This is a genomic window from Paenibacillus sp. FSL H8-0261 (genome assembly GCF_045040645.1).
In the GTDB taxonomy this organism is placed as follows: domain Bacteria; phylum Bacillota; class Bacilli; order Paenibacillales; family Paenibacillaceae; genus Paenibacillus_AQ.
Genome location: NZ_CP150297.1, coordinates 1,601,821 through 1,625,717, shown reverse-complemented (window position 1 = coordinate 1,625,717; position 23,897 = coordinate 1,601,821). Strand labels below are relative to the sequence as shown.

Below are 23,897 nucleotides of genomic sequence, written 5' to 3'. Positions count from 1 at the left end.
AAGGAGGCCAATTCATTACTGCACTGACCTCCTCTATATATTCTTTTACAATTGAGCAGAAATCTTACTTTCCAGTGCTGTGAGTCCAAGAGCCAGAGCACCGCATAATCCCGCCTGTTGGCCTAGTCCTGGTGGAACGATATACTCATCTATGTGTTCCAAAATAGTACTTGAGCTGACATAGCCGTTCAGGTTCTGAAGCACAGCCTGACGGATCAGTGGGAACAATTGTGACTGCTGCATAACACCACCACCCAGAATGATTTTCTGAGGAGAGTTAAGCAATATAGCACCCGTAATCGACTGTGCAATATAAAATGCTTCCATTTCCCATGCAAGATGATCCATAGGAAGTTCATGGCCCTTCTTCCCCCACCTTGCTTCAATAGCAGGACCTGCCGCCATCCCTTCTAGGCAGTCCCCATGATAGGGACATCCCCCTGGGAATACATCGTCAGGATGGCGTCTCGTAAGAACATGACCCCCTTCAGGATGTACAAGACCATGAATGAGTTTACCTTCTGAATACACTCCCACACCAACACCCGTGCCAACTGTATAGTACAAACAGCTGGATAACCCTTGAGCAGCGCCCCATTTGGCTTCACCAAATGCCGCTGCATTGACATCCGTGTCCCATCCAAAAGGAACCGAAAAGTTTCTTTTCAAAGTGCCCAGCATATCGTAATTTCCCCACCCTGGCTTTGGTGTTGTTGTAACGTAACCATACGCCCTGCTATCTGTGTGAATATCAATCGGACCAAACGATCCAATTCCGATAGCTTCTACTTGCTTGCCTTGAAAATATTGAATAACTTTGGGCAACGTCACCTCAGGATGTTCTGTTGGGAAACTAATCTGATCTTCAATTTCCCCATTTTCATTCCCAATGCCACATATAAACTTCGTCCCGCCAGCTTCAATCGCTCCTATACGCATATACCTGACTCCTCTCGATGACTAATTCTTGTCTTGCTCAGCAGAGGGAGTAAGCTCATAGATATCCAGGGAAATCAGCAAGTCATTCTCATTTTCTGCAAACACAGCTATACCTTTAGATTCTAGTCCAGGGAATATAAGATCCGTAATCACTGCCTGACCACCATTACTGAACGCCTCAACTGAAGAGCGATCCACAAAAATACGGAGATCATTTGACTCATCAAGCGCTTCGAGCTTGGCTGAATGATGTCCTACGAAATGTTCGTGGAAATCATGCTGACCTGAAGCCATCCGATCTACATAAAGCTCCTCTGTCTCACCGTTAATACCGATTATTGTTTGACTATCCGCACCTACTCTTACTTTGAAGCCTACAGATTTACCTCGAGTGAACTCAGCTATAATCTCATAAGATTCCAAGTGAATCTCCTTAAGAAGAGTATTGATTTCTTGCACCGTTGCCTCTTTCACAGAAAGGACTTGTACACGAGCAGATTCCAACTCTTGTACCGGCTTCTGCACAAGAAAGATCTCCCCTTGTCTTGATTCGAGTTGAAGTTCCCTTGCAATCGTCATCGCGCCGCGGAATTCTTCTGCCGGCGTCTTGTTAGCATACATCCAGTTGCTCATCCAGCCGATAAATAGTCGTCTTCCATCTTCAGCCGGTATATCAGACCAGCTTACACCTGCATAATTATCTCTTCCATAATCAATCCAGCGAACTTTTATCGAATCTTCATCTGGCGTGAACACTTCTCCATCAAAATCCCCTGTGAAATACTGAGTTCTTGACCCTTCCACAAAAGCGGGATCCGCACCGATGCTCACAAGCATCACCCATTTCGTGTTCGAATGATCGCCATCAATAGCAAGTGGGAACAAGTCTGGGCATTCCCATACCCCGTCATGAGAACCGATTCCGTTACCAAATTCGCTGGCATATGTCCAGTTAATTAGATCAGGAGAATGATATAAACACACCGTTTGACCACAAGCTACAATCATCACCCATTGATTCGTATCTTGATTCCAAAATACTTTGGGGTCACGGAAATCAATGAATGTATCATGTTCAAGTACCGGGTTTCCTTCATATTTCGTCCAGGTCCTTCCGTTATCTTTACTGTAGGCCAAGCTTTGACGCTGAATGGCTGGCTTGCCTTCAGGCATATCCAAATGATGCGTAAAAATCGCTACTAAACCTGGTTTACCTTCAAAAAATCCAGTCGTATTATTCCAGTCAACTACAGCACTGCCGGAAAAAATCATACCTAATTCATCTGGAGCGAGAGCGATAGGAAGTTCCTCCCATGTAACAAGATCCTTGCTAACCGCATGGCCCCAGTGCATAGCTCCCATGGTCATTCCACCCGGATGGTGCTGAAAGAACAAATGATATTCACCCTCAAAATAAACCATTCCGTTTGGATCGTTCATCCACTTTTCCTTAGGGGAAAAATGATACACACCTCGGTATTTTTGTTTCGCAATCGTAGACATTATTGTTTTCTCCTTTACTCCCGTAATAAGATCTTAGCTCTAAGATCATCTCTCTTTATATAGATGAAGGTCGTGTATAGCAGTGTAACTGCATGGAACACGGCCTTCACCCCACAATATTAATCATTTGTTATTGGGTTGCTCTATCATATCCGCCTTGTTTAATTTCAAGCCATTCTTGCAAGCCCAGACGGTCCAATTCTTTCAGATATTCATCCCACTGCGCTTCGATTTTACCGTTTTGGTACCATTCCGTGCGCATTCTAAGCACGTAGGCAAAAAGATCCGTTTCAATTGTCGTAAGGCGATCAAGCTCTTGAATGGAGTGGAATACACTCGGCATTACGTTTTCTGCTTTCATCTTTGGCGCCATGATATTCTTGATAATATCCATTCTGCTTTTGGCATCATCCGGCATGGTTGTGTATTTCCCATAATAAGAATCAAGAATAGCTAGGGGTCCACCGACACTTGTTTTCTCACGTAGTTCTACAGGAGCTGCACCCTCCAGTGGCAAATGTTTCAGCATTCCTTTTTCTTTATCAAATTCGAAAATATTCTGCTGTTTTTCATCTCCATACGTCCCCCAGTTGTTCTGTACAGATTGAATCGGATCGAAGAGCTGATCAACCCATTTCGCTGTCGTTTCCAAGTTTTTATTGGCGCTTGTGACAACCATCTTACCTCTTCCCAAACCAAGCGCGTTCGTTCTTGTTACGTTAACTTCACCATCGGGTCCAGCAAGTGGAGGCATAACTTCGTAGCTGTCATTATCTCCGGTGATGTTGGCCTTATCCCATGAGAAGTAAAGTCCGTATTTCTGATCCTTTCCTTTTGCAAGGTAAGTACTCCAGTCTTGTGTGTAGGCTTCAATATCAATGAGTCCTTCTTTATACAGCTCGTTAATAAAAGAAACTGCTTCCTTGTAGTCTTCTTGTGCCGCCGTAAATATCACTTTCCCATCATTGCTCACAACCGCATGGTCAGGGTTCTCACCCAATCCAAACGAAGCAAATAGGAATGCCAGATCTTCTGCTCCCGGCTTGTTAATAAAGGACAATGGAATTTCGTCAGCCTTACCGTTGCCATTTGGATCTTTTGTCTTGAATGCAATTAATACTTCCTTTAATTCTTCTGTTGTTTTAGGCATATCAAGGCCAAGCTTCTTAAGCCATTCCACATTGATCCAAGGCATACTATCTACCGCCTGGATTCTTTCTTTACCGCTACCCAGCTCTTCAATCCATGGAAAGGCATAAACATTTCCATCTGGTGCCGTAATCATACTCTTATATTCTGGTGCTTCTTCCAGCACCTTTTTGAAGTTTGGCATATTGTTCTCGATGAGATCATTCAGCGGAACGATGGCACCATCTTTAGCAAGCTTGAGCAGCTCATAGTCACTATAGTCCGCATTAAAAATTGCATCAGGAAGATCACCACTTGCCACAGCCAAGTTTCTTTTTTCAACAAATACGTCTTTCGTGAAATTCTTCCAGTTAATATGAACATTCGTCTTTTCTTCAAGACGTTTATTAATCAGTTTTTCATTTGGATCAGTTGGTGCAAGTGGAGAGCTTTGCGTAATAAAGTTCAAAGTTACTTTACCGCTGGCGTCCTGTTCTTTACTAGCTGCACTTCCCCCTCCTCCTCCACCGCATGCACTAAGGAACATAAGTGAAGCAAGTACAGTTACAGAAGCTGCTTTCGTCGAAACTCTTGATTTCTTAATTCTTTTCATAGGGTATGACCTCCAAATTAGATATGAATGAATTAATCTTTATCTATGTGCAGCCTGTTTCCTACTTAAGGGAACCGACCATAACACCTTTTTCAAAGTACTTCTGGAAGAACGGATACATAACAATGAGTGGCAAACTGGAAACAACGATGGCAGCATACTTGATGATTTCAGACAATCGTTTCATTTCCGCCATGGCGAGTTGATCGCTGATCATGCCCGGATCTACCTGATTCTGGATCAAGATGGAACGCAACACGAGCTGCAGTGGATGAAGATTAGGATTATCTAAATAGATCATAGCGTCAAAGTAGGAATTCCACTGGCCAACAAAGGCATAAAGAGCGAGCACAAAAACAATCGGTTTGGAGAGCGGTAATACGACACTGAAGAAAATCCGCATCTCCGAAGCTCCATCTACATTAGCGGCTTCCTTCATTTCATTCGGAACTCCTTTGAAGAAAGTTCTAGAGAGAATAATGTTCCAAACATTGACTGCCCCTGGAATGATCACCGCCCATACTGTATCAAGCAGACCAAGGTTCTTAACGAGCAGATATGTAGGTATGAGTCCACCCCCAAAGAACATGGTGATAATAAACAATGTCATGAAGAACCCTTTTCCTTTGAGCCTGTCATCGGACAGTGCGTACCCTGCACAGATTGAGACGAGAACGGTAATCATAGCAAATGAAACAGAGTATAAAACAGAGTTTCCAAAACCTCGGATCATGGCAGGATTAGAAAGTATTTTTTTATACCCTTCTAATGACCAGTCCGAAAGATTGAATGATAATCCTTTACTGAGCAGCACAGATGGATCCATAAAAGAGGCAATCACTACATAAATCAAAGGAAGTACGATGATAAGTACGGCCAGTGTCAGGAAGATCGCGTTCAGCACGACGATAAAGCGATCTAAGCCGGAATGTTTAATGGGCATAGCTTGTTGCTCCTTTCTTAGTAAAGACCTTCACCCTCATTCAGTTTCTTCACGGTGAAGTTAACTGTGAGGAGCAAGACGATGTTGATGATAGAGTTAAACAATCCTACTGCGGCTGAATAGGCATAATCGCCCGACTGCAAACCAATTTTATAAACGTAAGTCGGAATGATTTCTGAGGTTGGCAAGTTCATCGCCGTTTGCATGAGATAGGCTTTCTCGAAGCCAATCGACATAATCCCACCGGCTGCAAGGATAAATACGATAGCCATAATTGGGCGAATGGTTGGCAGATCGATATGGCGTATTCTTTGTAGAAGATTAGCGCCATCGAGATTGGCTGCATTATGTAACTCAGGATCGACATTAGCAAGCGCTGCTACGTAAATAATGGATGCCCAACCGGCTCCGGTCCAAATATCGGATAAAATGTAGATCGAACGGAAGTACTCAGGACGAGACATGAACATAATTGGTTCACCTGTAAGCCAGGTAAAAAACTGGTTAATCGGTCCCGTTGGGGACAAGAAGATAAACAACATCCCGACCACAACGACAACAGAAATAAAGTTAGGCGCATACAAGAACAATTGAATGTTCTTTTTGACGCCTGCACGGCGAATTTGATTCAACATCAAGGCAAGCAGGATCGGAATTGGAAAACTCAGAATTAATCCGAAGAAACTTAATTTAAGCGTATTCAAAAAGATTACTTCGAAATTGGGAGAAGAAAGGAATTTCTCGAAGTTGTACAAACCTACCCATTCACTCCCCATGATTCCTTTGATTGGGCTGAAATCTTTAAAGGCGATAATCGCACCATACATAGGACCGTATCTAAAAATAAGGGTCAGAATCACAGCTGGTGCGAGCAAAATATAAAGAAAGTAGTGCTTCTTTAAATAATCCATTAAGGAACTCTTATGTCGCGTCACCGTTATTCCGTGTTCGGCTTCTATTGGGTTATGCAATGCCTTTACCTCCGTTCTTATCAATGTTTACATCTTGATGCAGTAAGGGCTTTCAATCTCACTTATGTCCTGCTGCTTTTACAATTTACCAAACACTTAATCGTTCGTCAATACAATTTGTAAAAATATTTATGTGCATATGACAAATTATTATGTTCATAAATGACGTGTAACATTTTACATAATTACAAATACAGCCAATTTAAATAAGGATATATACTTTAATCTCATCATTTTCTCAAAAACATGAAAAAAAAGCTTTTTTTTCGCACATACACATCCTAATAAAATGTAAACTAAATTGTGCATTTGTAAATATCATGTTGCTATTTTTAGCAAACTAATATACATTTAAGAGAGTTGGAATAATGGCAAATAGTACACTATTTGTGGCGAATATTAAGAACAAGAATATAGAGGTGAATTACATAGGTGGCCAGAGAAAAAGTAACCATACAAGATATCGCGGATGCTTTAGGAATCTCCAGAAATACAGCTTCTAAAGCCCTAAATGGAACGAACGGTATACCTGATGAAACCAGAAATAAAGTAATTAAGAAAGCAATAGAGTTAAAATATAAACAATTTGCTTTTATGGACACCGAGAGTGTTCAACCAAAAAACTCAGGAAACATCGCTTTATTAACAGAAAACTTACCTAACACTTCCCACTTTGGATCGAAACTGATCAGTGGCATGGAAAAAAGAATCAGTGCAGAGGGGTATAATTTATCCATGCACATTATTAGAGACATTGATCAAGAGTCCCTGTCTCTTCCAAATAATTTTGATGTCTCCAATGTAGACGGAATTATTTGTATTGAGTTGTTCAATTCGGAATATAGTAAGTTGATTACAAGTCTAGGTATTCCAACTATTTTCATCGACTGCTCTGCAGATGTCTGTTACCCTGAATTCCAAGCAGATGTACTTCTCATGGAGAACGAACACAGCACATACCAACTTACCAAAAAGTTAATTGAGGGCGGTTACAAATCACTGGGGTTCATCGGGGACTATAATCACTGTAGGAGTTTTAATGAAAGATGGGTGGGCTTTAATCGCGCACTAATAGAATCCGGGATTCAGCTTGATCTCACACAATGCATCCTCGATGACGATCAACTATTTTTCTCAAGTCCAGAGTGGGCAGATACTAGACTAAGTCAAATAAATGAGCTCCCTTCTGCTTTCGTGTGTGCTAACGATTATATTGCGGTTACCTTTATGAAGTCACTCAAAAATGTGCTTTCCATTCCTAACGACATCGTCATTTGTGGTTTTGATAACGGTCCTGAATCAAGCATTGTAGAACCCCATCTTACTACGGTTCATATTTATAGTAATGAGATGGGTGTCAAAGCAGCCGAAATGCTACTTTCCCGAATTCATGATCCGAAGCAACCCTATCAGGTTTCTCATATTTATACCAAACTCATCATAAGAGACTCTACACCTAATATCAGTTGATGAATTCATAATTTTGAGATAAAAAAATAACCTATGAAAATGAAGCAAAGAACCCAAGCGATTTAAAATTCAATCGCTTGGGTTCTTTATGTTTGTTAGACTACAAGAATGACCGTCTACTCCCTTTATTGGGACGATAGCTTTAATGGCATTAATCAAGCCGATGCACGATGTGATGTCAACAAAGAGGGCGTCTCTTATTCGTTGTTCCCCATCGTGCTGATGTCGATGACGAACCGGTAACGGACATCTGAAGCAAGCACACGCTCCCAGGCTTCATCAATCCGGTCAGCAGAAATGACCTCGATTTCAGATGCAATATTATGTTCAGCGCAGAAATCAAGCATTTCCTGCGTTTCACGAATTCCACCAATCATCGATCCGGCAAACGAGCGGCGGTGGCCGATCAGCGAGAATACGTTTACTGCTAAAGGATCAGCAGGCGCACCGACATTGACTAATGTACCATCCAGCGCCAGGAGCGAAAGATAGGCATCGATATTAATCTGCGCGCTTACAGTATTTACGATTAGATCGAACGAACCGGCAAGCTGTTTAAATGTCTCCGGATCGCTAGTGGCATAATAATGATCCGCCCCTAATTGCAATCCGTCTTCCTTCTTCTTCAGGGACTGTGATAAAACAGTAACCTCAGCCCCCATGGCATGAGCGATCTTCACAGCCATGTGTCCAAGTCCGCCAAGACCCACCACAGCTACTTTTTTACCAGGAGCGGCTCCCCAATGACGCAGTGGTGAATAGGTGGTGATTCCTGCACACAGAAGCGGTGCAGCGGCGTCAAGCGGAATACTGTCAGGGATCCGAACCACAAAATCCTCGGTTACGACGATATGGGTGGAATAGCCGCCTTGCGTATACTGCCCGTACCGGTCGATAGCTCCATAGGTGCCCGTATTTCCACTCAGGCAATACTGCTCCTCACCTTTATGGCAATTACTGCACTCTCCACAGGAGTCAACCATACAACCTACCCCTACCCGGTCGCCCACTGAGTACTTTGTGACTTCAGAACCAATCTGGCTGACAATTCCGGCGATCTCATGTCCCGGAACGAGTGGATAGTTGACCGGTCCCCACTCCCCGCGGGCAGTATGAATGTCCGAGTGGCAAATACCAGCGTATTTAATCTCAATAAGAACATCGTGCGGCTGCAGTTCTCGGCGTTCGATTGTGGTTAACTTAAATGGACCTTCCTGACTGAATGTAGCGCGTGCATTAACTTTTATCATAGTGAAACCTCTCTTCTGGTTAATAATAAAATCTAAAACGTCAGCTTTACAAAACATATGTTATTACTTAAAGTTAACTCTAAGTCAAGCACAAATTATATTTGAGATGGGAGATAGATGATGAAGACATACTCCATAAGTGAAGTTGCAGAGTCCTTTAACATGACACCACATACCCTACGTTACTATGACAAGGAAGGTCTTTTCCCTTCTATAGAAAGAACCTCCGGCGGTAAACGTATATTCAAACAATCCGATATGGACGCTTTAAAGGTAATTGAATGCTTGAAGTCATCCGGGATGCCAATTAAAGAGATAAAACATTTCATTGAGTGGTGCTCTGAGGGGGATTCCACCTTACAGCAAAGATATGACATGTTTCTGGAGCGGAAAGCTTCCGTAGAAGCGCAGATGGAAGAATTGAAAAAAACGATGGAAGTCATAGAACACAAATGCTTCTACTACAAGACTGCCTTGGATAGTGGTACGGAAGATATCCATAAAAATAATAAAATAAAAAGTTCATCCGCTCATTAGGAATGGACCTTCAAATTACAGTAAAGGCGGGGCAGATTGATCTGCCCCGCCTTTCTTTAATTCATAAACTTTTTAATTGGTACGCCTTTTTGCCAGAAGCTTCTCCGTAAAATTCACATCAAAAAAATGAATGATGGGTCCCAGACCAAGTGCTGACACCAAAGTTCCTAAGCCTACAATGCCTCCTGCCAGGAAACAAATCAGAGCACAAAGAGCATCCGTAAACATCCGGTGCCAAAAATAAGATATTTTAGGGAAGTTCTCTCTCATAATCAGGGACAAGCTGTCGTAGGGAGCTACTCCCACCTTCGATGTCTGATACAGGGATACCCCAAAACTGCATACCACCACGCCAATTGCTACGATAACCACTCGCTGCCATAACAAATGAGGTTCGCCGAACAGAGATAGCCAATTATTATGAAAGAAAGTAGCAATATATCCTAAAAGAATTGCGTTTACGAAAGTCCCGACTCCAATAAACTTTCGTCCTGTTATGAATTCGATTACAAACAATACAAGGTTCAGTAAGATCAAAAAATTCGCATATGTTATACCGACGCTCTCTGCAAGTGCCATTGCCATACCGCTGAAGGGATCATTCCCCATACCGGACAGCTTGAAAATACTAATTCCCATGCCCAGAAATACATTGCCGATAATCATAATAAGCAATCGTTTTTTATCGACGTTATGAATATATCCCCTCATATTGTCCATCCTATTTTCATATTAAAAATGCAACTTACAATAACGACGTCATTATATCATATTTTCTTGATTTGGATTGGAAAGAAATACAAAGACTACACAGAAAGGAAACGATCAAATGAAGGACGACAAGAAAGCTCCGCTTGATGGACGCGGCCCGGGTGTTGATCCCATAACCGAACCCGATTTAAGCCTGGCTGGCGATATGGGAGCAACAGGAAAGCTGGAAGAAATCGTGGGTGCTTTGCAGGGCGACGAACCAGAGATCACAGCTCCCGGCATTTCTCCTGATAAACAAAAAAATACAGAAACAACGGACTGAACATTAATTGAAGGGAACATTCCAGGAAAGAGGCTGTCCGATATTATTACAGCTAATGAGGTATCCCGTTTTATAATATTCCAGGATCCGGGATACTTTGTTATCTAATCACCTTTCCTAAAAAAACAAAGCAACTTATCCGCAGACAAGTCGCCTTTTAATACTTTAATGTCAACAGATCTACTTTATGACTTTAAGCTCACCGCTTTCAACATTATCAAGTCCAACTCTTCCTGTGACAACAGCATCAAACACCATGACTGACCAACTTCTTTTGAGACAATATCATCATTGTCAAAATTGTAAAAACCTAATGACTGTAAATGCTTATACTACTTGTTCACATATGATTTGTTCAACCTGCAAACTTGAATTTTTAAAAACAGGCAATATTTTTTCCAAATACCAAGTGAAGTCGATAATATCAATATCACTTTCAACTACAATTTTATTCCTATATATTGATAAACTGAAAACCATCTCATTCGTATTAAATATAAGAAAATCGCATCCGGCTTTAGAATCTCTTCATAACAATTGAATTCCAATAGTTTCACATAACCAATTGAAATCATCATCACCTATCGGTAGAAATGTAACAATCCCCTTACTATCGACTTAATCCCAACCTTCATTTACAAAGTGCTGAATTAAATTGGGTACTGATAAAATTGCACGACTACGCTCGCTTAAACAAATACGAATCGACGCTGACGTTGACATAATCGCCCTTCTTTGTTAGCCATCCTAGTATCCACAATCTGTACCACATCACCATGACCATTGTATAAGTAATAGTAATCTTTATTGGCCGTCTTGTCCTTTTCACGAGTACTCGATCTCCGCGCACAAACGCGGATTGTTGGATGATACTGTTGCCACTCAGCTTGTCTTCAGTCAGAACCTCGGCGTTATAATTATAGTTCACCTGGGTATGGTTGCTACGAGTGCTCTTTAGATAGATCAGCCCGTCTGGACTAGTGTCCCAAGAAAATAATCGAACATTACAAAATCCCTGCTATTGCCGACATCCTAAACCTATGTATAAGTTGACATGATATCAATCTGTTTCCATTTGACTAATTCCCCTAAAAAATATAAAAAACCTCCAACCCCGTATATGCGGCTTCGGAAGTTATTCATTGACGCTGCATTTCGCAGTTACTCTAAGTACAGAATCCCAAAATCACAGCTTCTATGAAAATCTGGTTTGTTCGAATGAACTTTGCTCCATGTTCCAAAATGCGGATAGGTCGTATCGTCGCCGCACTTGTAAAAGTTACCTCTTATCCTTTTTCCCGGTACTGCCCGAAAATCCGAAAAATAAGATTGTACCCAAGCCCATGAGATCGAAAAGCTTAATTCCCAATACACTTCTCCTTTATCATTGATTTGATCCGTGGTGCATAGGACGTGGAAAAGTGTCGGATTGATAGTGATTGGGAAGCGATCATACCGATCCGTTCCTATCTGCAAGAGAATTGCGCCATTCGCATTAAATTCGAAATTCATATAGCGCTGGTCCGAATCAGGAGTAGGCTGAAAAAAGAACTCGATGCAGCTATCCTTATACACGGGATCATTCATGTTTCTATATGTTCGTATTGGATTCTTTTCGTAAACCTTAAACTGAAGCTTCAGATCCTCCTGACTGTAATTTAATCTTGCTGTAACGACCGGGTTATACCCTTTAAGCCATTGATACTGCTTGATGATCTGGACTTCTTCTGTATCTGAACCATCCGTCTGATTTGCCAGGCGGGAAATTACTAAGGTTTCTAATTTTCTTTCCATGGTTCATTCCCTTCTGTTCGGAATCCCACTGGGGCTAACACAGCAAAACAACCCCATTAATTAACTTGATTATTTAAACCCGCGATTCCCCGGTTTTCCAATACGCAGTTTCGATCCCCGAGATTTCGCACGGCCGTCTGCCGTTACATGTATTGGCGGATGAAGGAGACCGCCCGCTCTATATCCCTCTCGGGCGCATCCCCCCGTATCCGCTCTCCTGCAAGGCGGCGAAGGAGGCGTCAAAATCTACCTTCCCCTCGCCCAACGGAACCTCCTGGAATATGACTCCGGAGCTTACAAGCTCTGCTATCCGTTGATGATCCAGCGGCTGGTATCCGACAGCACCGTACACATCCCTCGGATCGACCGGCTAATGTCGGATGCTGTCCTTCACATGGATGTGGACGATATAGTCCTTCAGCAGGTGTATACCATACACCGGGTCATCCCCTGTTACCATCACCATGTTGGTCCACTCTTATTTCGCGCAAGGTAACGTAATTCCTTCATGGATTGCCCGGTCGGCCAGGAGAGCGATATCCATCGCCCGGCATGCATCCTCCATTGTCGGTATAGCGGGCAAGTTGTTCTCCAGCATGGACAGGAAATAGTCCAGTTGGGCACCCGTAGGCTTCACGGAGAAGTCCATATTGATCTGCCGAACCGTTCCTTTCCGGTGGTCTTCGACCTCAACCAGATTTCCCAGATGCTGATCCTCTCGCGGTCGATCGTTCTTGTAGATGATGCGGATCCGGCCTGCCGGTCCGATGAATTCCTTCCGGTTATCAGTCGGAAGCCCCTTACCCCACCCCGTCTCAAAGTAACCGATGGAGCCGTCCGACAGACGGAGGGTCATGAGTCCGTAATTGTAAGTGTACGGCGGGACTTCTTCATAGAGACGCTGCCCTATCCCGTTGACGCTTACCACTTCCGCCCCTGTAGCCCAACGCATCACATCGATATAATGGACGCCGCAATCCACGATCGGCGAGACGTCCCGGAGCAGGGACAATTGGGAAGCCCAATTTTTGGAGGGCTTCAATTGGGATAACCGGATGACCAAGGGGAAGCCGATAGCGCCCTCCCGGATCATCTTCATAACCGCCTGGTACGTGGTGTTATGGCGAAGGATGTGACCGATCAGGACCTTGGTTTTGGCTCCACGGGCCAGCTTCATGAATTCCTGTGTTTCCCGTGCATTACCGGCCATCGGCTTCTCGCATAGGATATGCTTCCCTGCAGCGAGACAATCTTTTGCGATCTCCAGATGGGATGACGGGTACGTGGCGATAATGACCAGATCCACATCGTCACGCTCGATCAAGACCCGGTAATCCGTGCTCCAACACTCGGCTCCGTATTGGCTTGCCACTAAGGAGGCCCTGTCCCGGTTCCAATCCGCCACGCCGATCAACCGGACCCGCTCCTGTCGTAATATCGCGTCCAAGTGGAGAGAGCCCATATAACCGCAGCCTATCACGACCGCCCCGTACCTTTTCATGATGCATCCATCCTATCCTTCTCACTCGCGGAGGTTATTTTATGTTAATCCAAGCTCCTTGTTGGGAGAATCCGAAGTCTCCCTACTGCGTCTAGTCTTCTTGGGCATTGATGACTTACCATTCTTCATGCATATCCTTCTCTTACATTTGTATTATACCGGATTACTACAGAATAACTTTTATCTAGTTATGATACCTTGTTACCTTTATTATATAAGAATGATGGAGAGTTTTATTTAGCTAAGAAAGTTACTTTTTGCACGATTCCGTTATTCCGTCTAATACTATGTAAGGGAGCTGTCCCGCTATGCCCCCCTCTCCAACACTGGTCCGCAAGCCAGTCCCCTTCCAGGAATGAACTCCCTCCATCCATTACGCGCATTTCCAGAGGGTCGCACCTCGCTTGTTCCCGAGAAGGAGGCTGTACGATTTCGAGCTGCTCTATGTATGCCATTGCGATGGAGGAGCGAACCTACACAGTGTTACCTGGGCAGCCTATCGTTCTGCTTTCCGGCGTCTACCACCGGAAGGCAAAGGAGGCTGATCCGACCACCAAACTGATCGGGATCACGGTGAATTGCAGTAGGTAGAAGCGCAGAACTTAAAATCTTGCGGTACGTGAGTACCGTACGGGTTCGCCCCCCCGCCCTCAGCAGTTACAAACTTAATTATCTGAATATGCTTTTTTTATTTTCAATTAGCCCAACTACTTAAATTAACAAAAAAGCAACTCCCTTGTTGGCAAGTCGCTTTTAAAACACTCTATAGTGAATCTTTAGTTATTATTTAAGATCCTAGCGCTTAGCCTTATAAAACTCATGATACAGCTTCATGAGTGCCCGCTTCTCTATCCGCGAAATTCCCAGCTCCTTCGCAATCTCCCTCTGTGTCCTCTCTTCCCCGCCTGTATCCAATCCAAACCGACCAACGACAACTTCTTTTTCCCTGTCATCCAATATATCGAGGTTTCGATATATCTTGCTCTTCTCGATCTTCAAATCCACTTCTTTAATAACATCATCCGCTTCCGAACCGAGGATATCAATGAGTGTAATTTCATTACCTTCTTTGTCAGTCCCAATAGGGTCGTGCAGAGATACATCTTTACGAGTTTTCTTCAAGGATCTTAGGTGCATCAGAATTTCGTTTTCGATACATCGTGCAGCAAAAGTGGCCAGCTTTGTGCCTTTGTTCGGGCGATAGCTCTCAATAGCTTTGATCAAGCCAATGGTGCCGATGGAGATCAGATCCTCCATGTCTTCTCCGGTGTTATCAAATTTCTTGAGGTTATGGACACGATACGATGTAAAAAACATACCAAATACGATCGTTCCCAATTTTCCAGGAACACAAACATCGGTGCAATTGTCTCATTCATACGTTAAGTTCCTATTCGTTTTTTCTCAATTTCATCTGTGCTATATTCTTGGACAATTTGTCCTTCAGCTTAGCAATATCCTGCGTAAGATTCATCATTTATATAAACGCTTCTTTTTATCTTATAGCTTAGTAAAGAACAGCAAAGTGCAATTTGTGTTCACTCAAGTCTGGATGCATTATTTAATATATATTTCCATAATTAACTTGTTAAATGACCAGCACAGTGTTATTTATGTTCGGTGAAAATAAAGTATTAGACTGCCGCTGTTGTCGTTCAACTAACGTTCCCCGTTAGTTGAATATATTCAATGAATTATTCATCCTTTTTTGTGAGGAAAAAGGACTTTCTAACAAAAAACGTATAAATCAATACAATTACTGACCAACTGACATTCCCTATGAATGGTTGTTGATTATGCGATGATAATAGATTATAACTTATTAAACCGAATCCAAATGAGTAAATAATCATTAACCAAAATCCCCATTTTTTTAAACCCATATAACCATAGATGAGGATAAGGGAAGCAACAGCCAATATAACCCTAAATATTTGTTCTGGAAAGTTTGGTAAACCAAACCTATAGGCTATGCCAAATCCATCTGCATCTGCATTAAAGAATATTGCTGTGAAAATTAATACTAATGCACCAATTATGTAAAAACAACTAATTAAAGTCACTCCTAAAGGTCTTTTCACTTTTTTACCTCCTCTATTCAGATTTCATTTAAGCCCTTGTTCCGCAATCCTGCCCGTTAGTTGAATAAAGGTAGCCGATCGTGTTTGAGCTAACGTTCCTCGTTAGCTTCACAATCCATCCACGTGTTCCTCAGCCGCCGAATGAATATCTCAGGTTCATTTGGGTCAAACACCTCAATCCCGTCGTCTTTTATAAGCTGTCTTTTAATCAAATCGTCAATGAGCAGATCGGTTACATCGTGATAATCGTCCAATACATTTTCCTCTTCAATAAAACTAATTTGATCGCCTATATTACTCAAAAGGTACCAGGTCGTCATAGCTGCTGTTACGGGATTTCCGGTTAATTCCTTTGCTTTACTTGCTGGGAGATGGGCAAAGCTTATTATTTCTCCTTTGCTTTTATTGACTAAAATATATCCTTGTCCCATTTAAAATATCTCCTCATTTTCTTAGTTCACTGAACTAACGTGTCCCGTTAGCTTAACCAAACGACGAACCTTAATCATCGCTTGTTTCTATACAAGAGTCCCAAACAAATAAACTGCAAACACAGTAATACTAAGAACCAACATAACTCCTCCCACCCTATAACAGAAAGTAGTTCCAAAATTAATTGGATATTTTTTCGAAATTATCACTGCTGGTAACCAAAATACGATAGCAGCCATAAATGGAATGTGATACCCCTCGGTTTCATTCGTATATATATTCCAATTGAATAACTTAAAAAGATAATGGCTCAACATGAAGTCGTTTTGAAATTTAAAATTAAATAAAAAACCTAAAATAAGAACAACTATTGCAAATGACCCAGTACCAAATGATCTTTTTATTGTCACTTCATTTCGCTCCCCTGCAAATTGTTGCCCCTTGGCTACAATTCTCATAGAGTTGGTTTTCCAATTATATCCTATACGTAGGAACAGTAAATTTGTTGCGTTATCCTGCCCGTTAGCTGAACAAAGGCAGCCGATCCACTGATCGATTGCCTTTGTTTCGTTATTGAGCTATCGTGTCCCGTTAGTTCAAGAAGAACCGTAAACATTTCACTATTCCTTTACTTCGGTTAATTTCAATAAAACGCCCTTTTAACTAACCTGCCCATTAGCTTAAAGCCATTACCGCAAAGGTACCATCGACAGCAATATTACTACTCCTGTTTAATTTTTGATAATATATAATAAAAAAGACTATCGAATGGACTTGTCGACAGTCTTTTTTGGGCTATTATTTGAATGGACGCATTGTTGCAGCTATTCCTTTAGGGCATCCACATATTGCTTCGCTTCTAATAGTGACAAACCAAGCACTTCTCTCGCTTTTTTAACAGCTGCTACTTCCTTGCCGTTACGTACGAGCTGGAGAACCTCATTTTGAACAAGATGTGGGGGCAGACCTTCAGACTTGGCAATTTGGTCAACGTTTACCTGCATTGTTTTGATACGAGCTTCCATGGCACTTACTTTGTTATATACAGTTAAACATACAACTAAGGACACAAGTGATATCGTAATTGATAGGTATTCCATTTGCGACACTCCCTTCTATCTCTTCTTTTATTCTAAATGAAGATGTCTGGTTAAACAATTTATGTCGTGTCCTATTGAACTAACCTGCCCGTTAGCTGAACAAAGGCAGCCGATCCACTGATCGATTGCCTTTGTGTCGTTATTGAGCTATCGTGTCCCGTTAGCGTGATGATGACCTAGCCTGAGAATACTTTATCAAACACATCTTGAAGGAATATCGCTTAAACGGTCTAAATGTACCTAAAAAACAGTCTAGATAAGAGAATAAACTGTTTTTTTGATGAAGAGGCATCGGCGTATGCCCATTATGTTCGCAGGAAATTGTTATCCCAACACTAACTCAAAACGAGCAAAAATATCTTCTTCATACCACATCGTGAAATTAGTTCCCCATGTTGTGTTCAATAGTGTAAACGTAAATTTATTGTTGTCTTGATGGTATTTATTGTTATAACTTAGATTGTTATTTGTTCCGATTCCCAAAAGAGGGGCATCAATAGGTTTAATATTGATTTTTTTATCGCTGCCATCGTAAATTAACTCTTCAATCATGTGTTGCAACTTATTTCCGTGACCTACCACTTCAAAAGGTGAAATAACGGTATCAATTTTACGAATCTTAGTTAAGTACGGCGAATTCAAACGTGGTGTAATGTCAAAAGAATAAATTTCTGGATAACGAATTGCATCTTTATCCTTTAATAATAGTGCAATTTCAACTTTATCTCCAAATTGATATTTAACCTTTACAACTCTTGGAGCACCATACTCCTCCACAGCTCTTTGGCTATACTTTAAAGTTGCAATAATCGAATCATTTTCCATAACTAATTTCACAACATGTGGTGTGAAATTTTCATTCAATTGAATTCGTTTTTGAATTTCCATTCCTGGCTTTAAGAAGTCAATTGCCCACCAATTATGTTGTAATTCACGCAAATAGTTGTAACGTAGGTTATCATAGTCATTTTGCCCAGCAATTGTATAGTTCAGAACCCCGAGTTTGTTGTCCTGATCAAAGTAAAGTGTTCCATCCTTTTCTAAGTGGTTAATTGAACCATCGCTAGCAAACATAACTTGATACCCGTTTACCGAAATCAATTCTTCCAAACCACATTCAATACCTTGGTTTTCAAAGATATGATATGGAACTTCGATAAGTTTTTTAATGTTATTTTGATCTTTAGGCTCCAAACAAGCTATTGCACGATCAACGTTCTTGCGTTGTTCTTTCCATGAAGACTCATAAAATTTGTACGAACGATCAGTCCACTCATTATAAGTGAATTGCATTTCGCCAACAGTTGCATCTTTAACAATTCCATAAGCGTAGGTTAAATCAAGATCCGTAATTTGGTCTAAACTACGCGCTCGTTGGAAGTCTTTCTTTTCATAATTCATATAGTCACTGAAATAGCGTTTGATATCCATTCCCCAAGTATGCTCTGGAACTAACATCGCATAGAAATTAGCATCATCATTTTCTATTTTGTTATCAAACATGTAATTAGTTAAAATCCGATAATCACGAATGATTTTCGGATCAGACATCATTCCATGAATCCATGTGTCCCCAATCTCCTCTGTAATAACTGGCAGTTGGTCACGTACTTCCCAAATTTCATTTGCAAACTGATCCATTGAAGTCAATTCAAGCTCATAGTCTGGATACTCATTCGCCATTTTTGACAAAAAGACGTTAATTTTCTCTTTTGTTCCTGGACCACTATTATCATGAGTATGCATAAACGCCAGCTTGTTATCTATGCAATCAATTCCGATTACGCCACCATAGTCGTCTGAATAAGAGACAATTATCTCACTTTCGCCATTCTTCCATAGAAATGTATCTGGAACTTCTGGAATTGAGCTCGAGCCATTTACACCAATGTGTAGGAATTTAATTCCTTGACGATATAACTCATCAACAATCCCGATAGTATGTCCTGGGACGTCAGTCATCTTTGCGCTTGTTGTTTTGTATCCATAACGAGCATCTAACTTCTTTGAGATTGAAGTCATGTAATGTAAAGTTTGAGGTGTCATAGTTTCAGATTCAAACGTACACGGGATTGCGTGCCAGCGAATGTAACCTTTCTTTATGGCGTCGTCTAGCTTTTTACAAGCTTCTTCATCCATGTTTTTGAAGTAATATTCAATAATAAAGCTACCTGTTGTCCAAACAAAGTCTTTGCCCTCTTTTCTTAAGTCTTCAGCTAAAGTGATTGCGTTTTGAATGTAATCATGGCAATACTTGTGCAAGACATTTTCTGCTAAATCGGTAAAACCAATGTCAAAATGAGTTTTGTTTACCACATAGATTTTTTTCATTTCTATAATCACGCCTTTCTTAGTCATAATACGTCGTGAAATAATTGCTTTCAGGCTTTTACTCCACTTTTGTTTCTACAAGGTTCGGCCATTCCAATTCGGACTCAGAATCATGATCTCTCATAAAAAACCTCTTAATAATCCCAGGCTGTCGAGACTTTCTCGACAGCCTGAGGACATCATTGAATGATGTCCTCTTCGACGTGGGTTATGAGCTATCAAATATGTGGATTAAAATCAAATGCGACCCAAACGTATGCAACCCTGCAATAATACCAAGGGTAAGCTTATGTTTCTTCTCGAAATGCTCTTTCTTTAATAATTCGAACAGCGTTTTCTTTAGCTTTATTCGAAAATTCAGCTATGTTCTAACATAGGCCTTGATTGTCCCCATTTCTTTTCCTACGCTATTACCATGGGGGCGTATCGAATAGCTGCCAACCATTGCAGGAATGATAAATGTTTCAGCATAATGAACTATAAATGGCTCAAAGGCATTTGTAGGGCTTTCGACTATAGCTTCCTCCCCCTCTATTAGATTGAGAACATTGACACCGCCATCAGTGTTATGGATGACTGGTCCTGAGAACCAATGTCTTCTAGTTTCAATAAACTGCCTGTCGTGTAAGCCTGTCTTTTCTTCGATCCATCCATCGCCTTCACCCATTTGTTCTAGACAATTGATTATATTTTCACTGACCCACTTCTCGTCTCTTTCCCATTGAATAGAATTGATTCCGTGTTCAAGATGGACAGGTCTTGGTATCCCATCCATCCCCAACCGTCCCCAGTCCCATAATTTAAACGTGAAGTAATTGGGTGTTGCACTTATTTCTAATACCAAGGAATCTTTACCCTGCGAATGAATAGTACCTGCTGGTATTAAAAAATGGTCATGCTTTTTAGCTGGAAATTGATTAATATACTTTTGGTCGTCAAATTTACTGCCTTCATCATATGATTGTTTTAAATCTTGAATCATTTCATTGGAATTTATATCATCCTTGACACCCAAATATACGATAGCATCTTCTTTTGCATCAACGATGTAATAGCTTTCATCTTGCGTATAATGCACCCCAAACGTTTGTTGCGCATAATCAACCAATGGATGAACCTGTAAACTAAGATTTCCGCCCCCAAAAGTATCTAAAAAGTTAAATCGAATCGGGAACTCCGCGCCAAAACGTCCATATACCTTTTCACCCAAAAGATCAACTGGATGTCTAAAAACAGCATTAATAGCTGGGACTTCAATTTTTACATCCCCGTATCTTAAAAAAAGACTATTTTCTTCTGGTACACCATTAAAGCTCCAAGCATAGTTTTCAACTGACGGATCAAGACCAAGCTTTTCTTTCATCCATTGCCCTCCCCATACTCCAGGGGCAAAGTAAGGAATCACTCTAAAAGGCTGGCTGACTGTTTGCTTTAATCCAGCTAAGTAGGTTGCCCCCTCTACCAGCTTTGGTTCATTGCTGCAGTTCGTATCTAATAGATAATCTATTTTTTCAAACAACTTCCTTTTATGTCTGTCCGCAACTGGCCATTCAAAGAAATAGCCTCTTTTAATCTTTCTAACCGCATCCTCATTATGGTTGTCTGCTCTCCAATTTGAAATTTCATTATTACTATATCTTTTTTGGATTTCCCACCTTGCCAAATCAGCATATATGAGAATATCAGGATCACATACAAGAGTAGCACCAGAACCATAAATAATGATTAAACCGCTATCAATGTTACTAATAGCACTTCTAGCCTCTTCCAAACGTTCATCATCTAAAAAATCCCCAAAATTATGAAGCGATATCTTCCCAAATACTCTATCCGTTGTTAGATGAAATTTAATCATATCCGTTACTTTATCGCTAGAATAATATAAATCATCTGCAAAAATTGTATAGGCAGGTTCCATTACTGAAACAAGATTAGTTTTTAGTTCTTCCATTCTTACGCCAGGATAACAATCGACGGTAACGATAGTCTTTTGCTTTCCTAGTTTTTTTATTGCCCGATTAAGCTCATTCTTAATGTTTCCGTAATCTTGCCAAGCATGATCATTTGAATTGGATACTAGTATCTCTGGGTACATATTAAAATTAGCCATTATTTTATTCCTTCCTTCTAATAGATTGCTTTAATAGATTTGCTACACCTTTAAATGTACTCAGTGAGGTTTCTTCAGAACATTCAATGTTTACCGTTTTGTTCTCAAGCGTTTCATAAACCCCATTCATAAACAAATCTTTACTTTTTGTAATTTGACCGCCAAGAATGATCGCATCTGGTTTAAAACTTTTTATATATGGATTTAAAGCTTTTCCTATATATTCTCCAAACATTCGGAATGCCATCTTTGCCCTCTGGTCTTCATTTTTGCCCATAGCGGCTAATGTTTCCACTTCGTTGTCTGATGTACTAAGGCCTAATTCATTCGCCAGTTTTAAGATACCTCTTTTAGAAATATAGTCATCGACTATGGATTGCTTAAATGGTTGATTATAGATCCATCCATTTTCCGGTATATCTTGTCTGTCTTTTACCAATTTTCCATTTTCCATAAATGCCGATCCTGCCCCCGTACCAATCGTTAAAAAGATGGATTTGTTGTAACCTCCAGCCTTGCCGGATACATGTTCTCCTAAAGCAAACAGGCTAGCATCATTATCAAAAACAATCTGAAACTCATTACTTGTCTTTGAATGAAAAGAACTTTCTTGTTTAAGACGATTTATTAATAGATCACGAAGGTTCACTTCGTATATCTCTTCAAATTTATCGATACCTTTGATGTAACTTATCCCGCTTTCATAATCAAATGGACCTGGAAATGCATAGCCAACTCCAGTTATTTCGAAGTCTTTATCCAAAATTCCATTTGTTTGCTGCTTAATGATGAACACCAAATGTTCAATGATACCTTCTTTAGTCTCTTTTGATTTCGAGGGGAAGATGGCATACGAGTTAGGAACTATTTCCCCATCGTCGTTTAAAACAGCTGATTTTATAAACAATCCTCCGACATCAAATGCGATCGAATATTTATTCATTACAACTCTTCACATCCCTTTTTGGCAAAATACCCTTTTTATATTGGATCATTCAATATTTAATTTTAGTATAAATCTTGTTCTCTCCTTAATCTTTTGAGAAACCAGTCATATTTTTATAAAATCGAGACATTCGTGATACACTCGTGGAGAAATATGCTACTATCAAAGCGGGAACATTAATGTGGTTCATCATTATTTTGAAAGGGGAAGACAGCCATGGAATGGACTGATTTGTTTATAGATGGTTCAATTGCTCTTAATCAGGAATCTATTCAAGTCAATGGAAGTGATGTTTCCATTCTAATTCACTATTGGGGTGCTCAACCCGATCATTACAATAACAAGCCACATCAACATTCTTATTTTGAACTGTGTTATATTGTCAACGGTGAAGGTGAGTATATGGATGATGGACATTCATTTCATATAACGAGTGGGTCCCTTTTCCTTTCCCGCCCCTTCGTTAAACACCAAATTTTAAGCGAAACTGGATTGGAAATTATTTTTGTTGGATTTGAAATTATAAAAACAAAATCAACAAAGAAATTAATAGAACTTTTCACTAATCTAGAAAAAACGAAAAAATTCATTATTAATAATGCTAGCCAATCTCCCGTTGTAAAACTATGGACTTCGATCCTCGTTATGGCCTGTGATTTTTACCTATTGTTCAACGACTGCTTTCAAGGCTTATGTTCTTCTTTCTATTCAAGTATTGTTGGTTTATTTAATGAACAACAAATTAAATACAAAAAGAATAAAGAAATTCGTATTTATTCGTCCTTAGTATATCAAGCGAAGCTATACATCCATGACAACCTATCTCAATCATTGAAAATGAGCGATGTAGCGGATTTTATTCACATTTCAGAAAGACACTTATCACGTATTTTCCAGGATGAATTAGGCCAATCGTTTTCAAATTATATTAAAAGAGAGAGAATGAGAAAAGCCAGCATCCTCCTCTCAGATACCGACCTTACCCTCAAAGAAATTTCAGAAATGTCAGGTTTTAAAACAGTTCACTATTTTACCACTGTTTTTTCAGCAGAAATGGGAATGCCACCTGGGGAGTTCAAGAGAAAGCTCAACCAACAAACGCTATCAGTACCAGAATATACTGAAACTTATTTACAGAGCGCTTCTATAAACTGATCAAGAATCTGAATAGCGTTTTTTTGTTTTCAACCAGCAAATCAAAGCACTTTGGGGATA

General features: G+C 40.6%; 21 protein-coding genes and 1 pseudogene. 4 read left to right on the top strand and 18 right to left on the bottom strand.

Annotated elements, in window-relative coordinates; translation table 11 throughout:
• Positions 1 to 45: 45 nt before the first annotated feature.
• The 5 genes from MHI27_RS07205 to MHI27_RS07185 all read right to left on the bottom strand — a co-directional run bounded on the left by MHI27_RS07205 (position 46) and on the right by MHI27_RS07185 (position 6,037).
• Positions 46 to 939: an ROK family protein gene (locus MHI27_RS07205; protein ID WP_042185873.1), complete on the bottom strand. Its 894-nt coding sequence runs from the start codon at positions 937 to 939 to the stop codon at positions 46 to 48.
• A 21-nt stretch (positions 940 to 960) separates the two neighbouring features.
• Positions 961 to 2,442 carry a glycoside hydrolase family 32 protein gene (locus MHI27_RS07200; RefSeq protein WP_405175921.1) on the bottom strand — a complete coding sequence of 494 codons (1,482 nt, stop codon included), beginning with the start codon at positions 2,440 to 2,442 and terminating at the stop codon, positions 961 to 963.
• Positions 2,443 to 2,572: 130 nt separating this feature from the next.
• A complete protein-coding gene (locus MHI27_RS07195) occupies positions 2,573 to 4,183 on the bottom strand; it encodes an ABC transporter substrate-binding protein (protein ID WP_405175920.1) in 1,611 nt (536 codons plus the stop codon).
• A 61-nt stretch (positions 4,184 to 4,244) separates the two neighbouring features.
• Complete coding sequence (locus tag MHI27_RS07190) at positions 4,245 to 5,126, bottom strand: carbohydrate ABC transporter permease (RefSeq protein ID WP_042125286.1); 882 nt, start codon at positions 5,124 to 5,126, stop codon at positions 4,245 to 4,247.
• 17 nt (positions 5,127 to 5,143) lie between these two features.
• The gene (locus MHI27_RS07185; protein ID WP_405176699.1) at positions 5,144 to 6,037 is read right to left on the bottom strand and encodes an ABC transporter permease; all 894 of its coding nucleotides are present in this window, start codon (positions 6,035 to 6,037) and stop codon (positions 5,144 to 5,146) included.
• A gap of 492 nt (positions 6,038 to 6,529) precedes the next feature.
• Between MHI27_RS07185 and MHI27_RS07180 the strand changes: the two genes are divergently transcribed.
• Positions 6,530 to 7,567: a LacI family DNA-binding transcriptional regulator gene (locus MHI27_RS07180; protein WP_405175919.1), complete on the top strand. Its 1,038-nt coding sequence runs from the start codon at positions 6,530 to 6,532 to the stop codon at positions 7,565 to 7,567.
• A gap of 197 nt (positions 7,568 to 7,764) precedes the next feature.
• Here the strand turns inward: MHI27_RS07180 and MHI27_RS07175 are convergent, their stop codons facing one another.
• Positions 7,765 to 8,817 carry an NAD(P)-dependent alcohol dehydrogenase gene (locus MHI27_RS07175; RefSeq protein ID WP_042185859.1) on the bottom strand — a complete coding sequence of 351 codons (1,053 nt, stop codon included), beginning with the start codon at positions 8,815 to 8,817 and terminating at the stop codon, positions 7,765 to 7,767.
• A 120-nt stretch (positions 8,818 to 8,937) separates the two neighbouring features.
• Between MHI27_RS07175 and MHI27_RS07170 the strand changes: the two genes are divergently transcribed.
• A complete protein-coding gene (locus MHI27_RS07170; RefSeq protein ID WP_042185857.1) occupies positions 8,938 to 9,354 on the top strand; it encodes a MerR family transcriptional regulator in 417 nt (138 codons plus the stop codon).
• A 72-nt stretch (positions 9,355 to 9,426) separates the two neighbouring features.
• Here MHI27_RS07170 and MHI27_RS07165 read toward each other — a convergent pair whose 3' ends face one another.
• The gene (locus tag MHI27_RS07165; RefSeq protein ID WP_340968050.1) at positions 9,427 to 10,065 is read right to left on the bottom strand and encodes a hypothetical protein; all 639 of its coding nucleotides are present in this window, start codon (positions 10,063 to 10,065) and stop codon (positions 9,427 to 9,429) included.
• Between the two features lie 118 nt (positions 10,066 to 10,183).
• On the opposite strand from MHI27_RS07165, the gene MHI27_RS07160 reads away from it, so the two are divergent.
• Entirely contained in the window at positions 10,184 to 10,387 is a 204-nt protein-coding gene (locus tag MHI27_RS07160; protein ID WP_405175918.1) for a hypothetical protein, read from the top strand.
• Positions 10,388 to 11,548: 1,161 nt separating this feature from the next.
• Here MHI27_RS07160 and MHI27_RS07155 read toward each other — a convergent pair.
• The 11 genes and pseudogenes from MHI27_RS07155 to MHI27_RS07105 all read right to left on the bottom strand — a co-directional run bounded on the left by MHI27_RS07155 (position 11,549) and on the right by MHI27_RS07105 (position 22,679).
• Complete coding sequence (locus MHI27_RS07155) at positions 11,549 to 12,181, bottom strand: carbohydrate-binding family 9-like protein (RefSeq protein ID WP_405175917.1); 633 nt, start codon at positions 12,179 to 12,181, stop codon at positions 11,549 to 11,551.
• A gap of 143 nt (positions 12,182 to 12,324) precedes the next feature.
• Positions 12,325 to 12,650, bottom strand: a pseudogene (locus MHI27_RS07150) (sugar phosphate isomerase/epimerase); the annotation flags it as partial.
• A 9-nt stretch (positions 12,651 to 12,659) separates the two neighbouring features.
• Entirely contained in the window at positions 12,660 to 13,643 is a 984-nt protein-coding gene (locus MHI27_RS07145; protein WP_256721635.1) for a Gfo/Idh/MocA family protein, read from the bottom strand.
• A gap of 834 nt (positions 13,644 to 14,477) precedes the next feature.
• Positions 14,478 to 14,999: an RNA polymerase sporulation sigma factor SigK gene (gene sigK, locus MHI27_RS07140; RefSeq protein ID WP_076284431.1), complete on the bottom strand. Its 522-nt coding sequence runs from the start codon at positions 14,997 to 14,999 to the stop codon at positions 14,478 to 14,480.
• Between the two features lie 377 nt (positions 15,000 to 15,376).
• Positions 15,377 to 15,763, bottom strand: coding sequence for a hypothetical protein (locus MHI27_RS07135; protein WP_076284374.1), 387 nt, complete (start codon positions 15,761 to 15,763; stop codon positions 15,377 to 15,379).
• A gap of 89 nt (positions 15,764 to 15,852) precedes the next feature.
• A complete protein-coding gene (locus MHI27_RS07130) occupies positions 15,853 to 16,194 on the bottom strand; it encodes a hypothetical protein (RefSeq protein WP_076284375.1) in 342 nt (113 codons plus the stop codon).
• An 87-nt stretch (positions 16,195 to 16,281) separates the two neighbouring features.
• Positions 16,282 to 16,653: a hypothetical protein gene (locus MHI27_RS07125; protein WP_076284376.1), complete on the bottom strand. Its 372-nt coding sequence runs from the start codon at positions 16,651 to 16,653 to the stop codon at positions 16,282 to 16,284.
• 366 nt (positions 16,654 to 17,019) lie between these two features.
• A complete protein-coding gene (locus tag MHI27_RS07120) occupies positions 17,020 to 17,295 on the bottom strand; it encodes a hypothetical protein (protein WP_042189381.1) in 276 nt (91 codons plus the stop codon).
• Positions 17,296 to 17,619: 324 nt separating this feature from the next.
• A complete protein-coding gene (locus MHI27_RS07115) occupies positions 17,620 to 19,626 on the bottom strand; it encodes a DUF5054 domain-containing protein (RefSeq protein WP_179086634.1) in 2,007 nt (668 codons plus the stop codon).
• A gap of 361 nt (positions 19,627 to 19,987) precedes the next feature.
• A complete protein-coding gene (locus MHI27_RS07110) occupies positions 19,988 to 21,736 on the bottom strand; it encodes a class I mannose-6-phosphate isomerase (RefSeq protein ID WP_076298190.1) in 1,749 nt (582 codons plus the stop codon).
• Positions 21,737 to 21,740: 4 nt separating this feature from the next.
• Positions 21,741 to 22,679: an ROK family protein gene (locus MHI27_RS07105; RefSeq protein WP_149647812.1), complete on the bottom strand. Its 939-nt coding sequence runs from the start codon at positions 22,677 to 22,679 to the stop codon at positions 21,741 to 21,743.
• Between the two features lie 219 nt (positions 22,680 to 22,898).
• On the opposite strand from MHI27_RS07105, the gene MHI27_RS07100 reads away from it, so the two are divergent.
• The gene (locus MHI27_RS07100; RefSeq protein ID WP_405175916.1) at positions 22,899 to 23,837 is read left to right on the top strand and encodes an AraC family transcriptional regulator; all 939 of its coding nucleotides are present in this window, start codon (positions 22,899 to 22,901) and stop codon (positions 23,835 to 23,837) included.
• Positions 23,838 to 23,897 lie beyond the last annotated feature (60 nt).